The organism is Methylosinus sp. RM1 (assembly GCF_011378635.1).
Lineage (GTDB): Bacteria > Pseudomonadota > Alphaproteobacteria > Rhizobiales > Beijerinckiaceae > Methylosinus > Methylosinus sporium.
In genome coordinates, this window is the sequence record NZ_WOVC01000084.1 from 1 (window position 1) to 3,477 (window position 3,477).

At 61.0% G+C, this 3,477-nt stretch carries 5 protein-coding genes; 4 read left to right on the forward strand and 1 reads right to left on the reverse strand.

Annotated elements, in window-relative coordinates:
* Positions 1 to 275: 275 nt before the first annotated feature.
* From FMZ75_RS20865 to FMZ75_RS20880, 4 genes are all read left to right on the forward strand, one after another.
* Positions 276 to 557, forward strand: coding sequence for a hypothetical protein (locus tag FMZ75_RS20865; protein ID WP_166146167.1), 282 nt, complete (start codon positions 276 to 278; stop codon positions 555 to 557).
* Entirely contained in the window at positions 554 to 961 is a 408-nt protein-coding gene (locus FMZ75_RS20870) for a phage terminase large subunit family protein (protein ID WP_246729191.1), read from the forward strand. Before FMZ75_RS20865 ends, FMZ75_RS20870 begins: the two co-directional genes overlap by 4 nt.
* A gap of 26 nt (positions 962 to 987) precedes the next feature.
* Entirely contained in the window at positions 988 to 1,359 is a 372-nt protein-coding gene (locus FMZ75_RS20875; protein WP_370464772.1) for a phage portal protein, read from the forward strand.
* Positions 1,360 to 1,525: 166 nt separating this feature from the next.
* A complete protein-coding gene (locus FMZ75_RS20880) occupies positions 1,526 to 2,281 on the forward strand; it encodes a hypothetical protein (protein ID WP_166146164.1) in 756 nt (251 codons plus the stop codon).
* 66 nt (positions 2,282 to 2,347) lie between these two features.
* Here the strand turns inward: FMZ75_RS20880 and FMZ75_RS20885 are convergent, their stop codons facing one another.
* Entirely contained in the window at positions 2,348 to 3,088 is a 741-nt protein-coding gene (locus FMZ75_RS20885; protein WP_166146171.1) for a hypothetical protein, read from the reverse strand.
* Between the last annotated feature and the right edge of the window lie 389 nt (positions 3,089 to 3,477).

Consider the following 3,477-nt stretch of genomic DNA (forward strand, 5'->3'; position numbering starts at 1 on the left):
TGTGTCGATGCGCGTCGCAGCGGCGAAGGCGCTCTCGATCTCGGCGCGCAGCGTCGGCTGATTGGCTTTGACGGCGAGCAGATAATCGGCGTCCTTGTCCACGATCGCCTGTTCGTGGTCAATATGGACGCTCTCGTCAAGGCGAGCCGAATAGTCGGATCAACGTCGATCGCGGAATGGAATGGGTGCGCGCGAACGTCGACCCCAACCGCCGGCGAGCGTCGATCGATGATGGCGAAGGCGTTCTTCGGCTTGACGACGCTCCGCCGCAACCGATGACGCCCAGAGCGAAGCGTGACCTTGCCGAAGCGGAGATATCGCGCCTGAAGGCCGAGCGCCTCGCCGGCCGGCTCATCGATCGCCGCACCACGCTGCGCGTCGTTGAAGGGCGCGCCAAGGCCGAGCGCGACGCCCTTATCGGCTGGGTCAATCGCGTCTCGCCGGTCATCGCCGAGGCCGTCGGCGGCGACCTCGCGACAATCACGGCCATCCTCGATCGAGAGGTCCGCGCGCACCTCGTCGCGATGGCGGAAAAGCCGGTGGAGCTCCCGAAATGACGCTCGACGTAGAAACCATCCGCCTGGTCGACGAAGCGTGGCGCCGCGGCCTCATGCCCGAGCCCCAACTCACGGTGTCCGAGTGGGCCGACGCCAATCGCATGCTTCCGACCATGAACGCCGAGCCCGGCCCTTGGCGCACGGCGCGCGTGCCGTATCTTCGCGAGATCATGGACGCACTCTCGACTGCCTCGACGATCGAGCGCGTCGTGTTCATGAAGGGCGCGCAGACGGGCGGCACTGAGGCAGGCCTCAACGCGATCGGCTACTGGATCGCGCATGCGCCGGGAATCATCCTCTGCGTCTGGCCCTCGCTCGACATGGTGAGACGGAATTCCCGCACGCGTATCGAGCCGCTCATCGATGGCACACCGGCGCTGCGGTCTCCGATCCCGCAGCGATAGGCCAAGAGGCGATCGATTTTCTGAGGGTGACGGCGCGCGAGATCGCCGCCGGTTTGGGCGTGCCTTATGAGCAATTGACCGGCGACCTCTCGAGCGTGAACTATTCCAGCATCCGAGCCGGTCTCGTCGAATTTCGCCGACGTGTCGAAGCGCTGCAACACAATGTCGTCGTTCACCAGTTTTGTCGTCCTGTCTGGCGACGCTTTGTCACGACGGAGTATCTCGCCGGCCGGCTCGAGGCGCCCGGATTCGAGCGCGACCCGGAACCATATCTTTCGGCGAGTTGGCTTCCCCCCAAGGTCGAGTGGGTCGATCCGCTCAAGGACGTCCAAGCCGAGATACTCGCGATCGGCGCAGGCCTCATGTCGCGCCGCCAGGCCGTCGCCGCCCGGCTATGACCTCGAGCAGCTCGACGCCGAGATTGCAGCGGCCTGCTCCTCTACACGACGCAGCGCCGCTCGGACGTCGTTCTTCTCGTATCCCTACGCAGCGCCGCCGGCGGACGACTCATCCTACAGCGTCGAAATTGGGATCCAGCATCAGGACGAGAAGACCTCGTTCCCGTTGATCGTGGACCTACCAGAGGAAGACCTAAAGCCCGTCTCCAAGCGGCGCATCGAGGACGTCCGGTTCGAAAGCCCTATCTCTCTCGCGACAATACGGCTCAACCGGCACATCCCTATCGAGGACCAATACGCTGTCCACCGTGTCATTTCGCGCGACCTGGTATTGCTGGAAGATTCACTCGCCTGGAAAGGTTCTCCAGAGCCGCACCAACTCTTGGCAGTCTGTAACATCATCTACGATCAGATTGATCGTGGCCGCTCGCTGGGGGGATATGGGGTCATGAGCGGCGTGGGCTTGAAGGCTGAACTTGACCGGCTTCGCATGGCGAAGTCGTTCCGGGAGGTGCTAGATCACTGGGTTGCCCGGAAGCGCTTTGATGACTCAATTAGCGACGCAGTCGAGCGCGGGCTACGTTTCATGCGACGCTACGTGAGCTTTACCTTTCCCCGCCAGCTCATGGCCGTCAGCCACATCCAAGCCGAGATCTATGATCGTGAAGGGGTCGCCAAGATTGGCGACTATAGCTTCTTCGCCGCAAGTGCGGAGAGCCTATTTATGGAGTCCGGGCTCTTTGCCTTGGATGAGTATGGCGTGCCCCCGGAACTCGCTCGCCGGTTAGGCAAGGGCGCGGGCGAGGTTCGCACGCTCGACGCAGGGCTTGCCTTGGTCGCGAACGTGGACCTGCAGGCTAAGGATATCCATCCGTTCGAGCGTGAAATTCTCGCGGACCTTCTGGCTTCGCTCGGCCGCTAAGGAGCTTGTGGCCGCGCCGAGACAAGGGCGCCCTTAAGTCTGCGGTGCTTTTCTGCTCTTCCTCGCTTATAAGTTTTGCGAGATGTCACAGCCTTGCATCGAGACCTTCCGAACCGCGAACCGCGCCCCCTCTAGATCGATCGTGATCAGGGTTTTCCGAAGGGACATTTCGGTGTCCCAGAACCAGTCGGCGATCAGTTCAGCCTTGAAAGGCAGCTCACCATCGAGCACCTTATGCATACGACCTTCCCAGCTACCTGCCTGAGCTAGGCGGGTAGAAACCTCCGAAAGCATTCCCGCGGCGAGATCTGGAATCGCACAGAGGTCTTCAAAATCACGATCCTCGAGATCCTGCCCGGTGGTATTGAGCCGAAAGATACCCATCGGGTGTTGGAAATAGAACGAACACATGCGTGCGGCGGCCTGGAGGGCATCATCATGCCGGGTGTCGTTCGCCACAAACTCGTCTTCGTCGGTTATCCACGTTACGTTGGTATACGGTAGCGACCAGATGGAGAGCAGGACGGCGGTAAATTGCACCTTCCGCAGCATGGCCTCCAGCGCTCGTGCATTCCAGAATGCCTTTAACTGCAGAGCCTTACGAAGATCTTCCGCAGCACCCGGAACGGTCGAAAGCCACTTTTTCCTTTTGTCTACCGCAATCGCGACCAAATGGCCGTCGAGTTTCGCAGCCGCACTCAGGAACGGCGCCAGTGCCTGTTGGCGAGCTGCGTCGTCCAGTCGTTTATAGGACAGCGTTCTCCCGTTCTGCAGGTGCTCTTGGCGCGCCGCCCGAACAGCGGACAACCAAGTTTGCCCTCCTCTGCGGATGATGAGATAGCAATAGATTAGATGGGTCGATTTACTGTGATCGCCGCCGTAGTCCGATGCGATCAGGAGATGGCGACTCTGACACGGCCTCGGCTCCGACGCGCCAAGTATCTTTTGTATCGAGTGGCTCCAGCCCCAAAGCCGGCGCGTTTGAATGTTGGCCGGTGTCAGAAGCCGCCAGTGCTCGGGTGAGTGCAGTCCGAAAAGCATCATTATAACCTACCTGTGGTTCAGCAATCGTTGGGGCGTTTGTACGATCGTGCCCCAGAGCGTGGTGTAGCTGGATCGAGGCGGACACCGGGATTTCCGGCTTTGGCCGGAATGTTCAGGCGGTCACGGCGGACAGCTTGACGATGGGATCATCG

Bases quoted from the DNA above. Each gene is read 5' to 3' on its own strand.
- FMZ75_RS20865 (WP_166146167.1), top strand. From the start codon at position 276: ATGACGCCCAGAGCGAAGCGTGACCTTGCCGAAGCGGAGATATCGCGC.
- FMZ75_RS20870 (WP_246729191.1), top strand. From the start codon at position 554: ATGACGCTCGACGTAGAAACCATCCGCCTGGTCGACGAAGCGTGGCGC.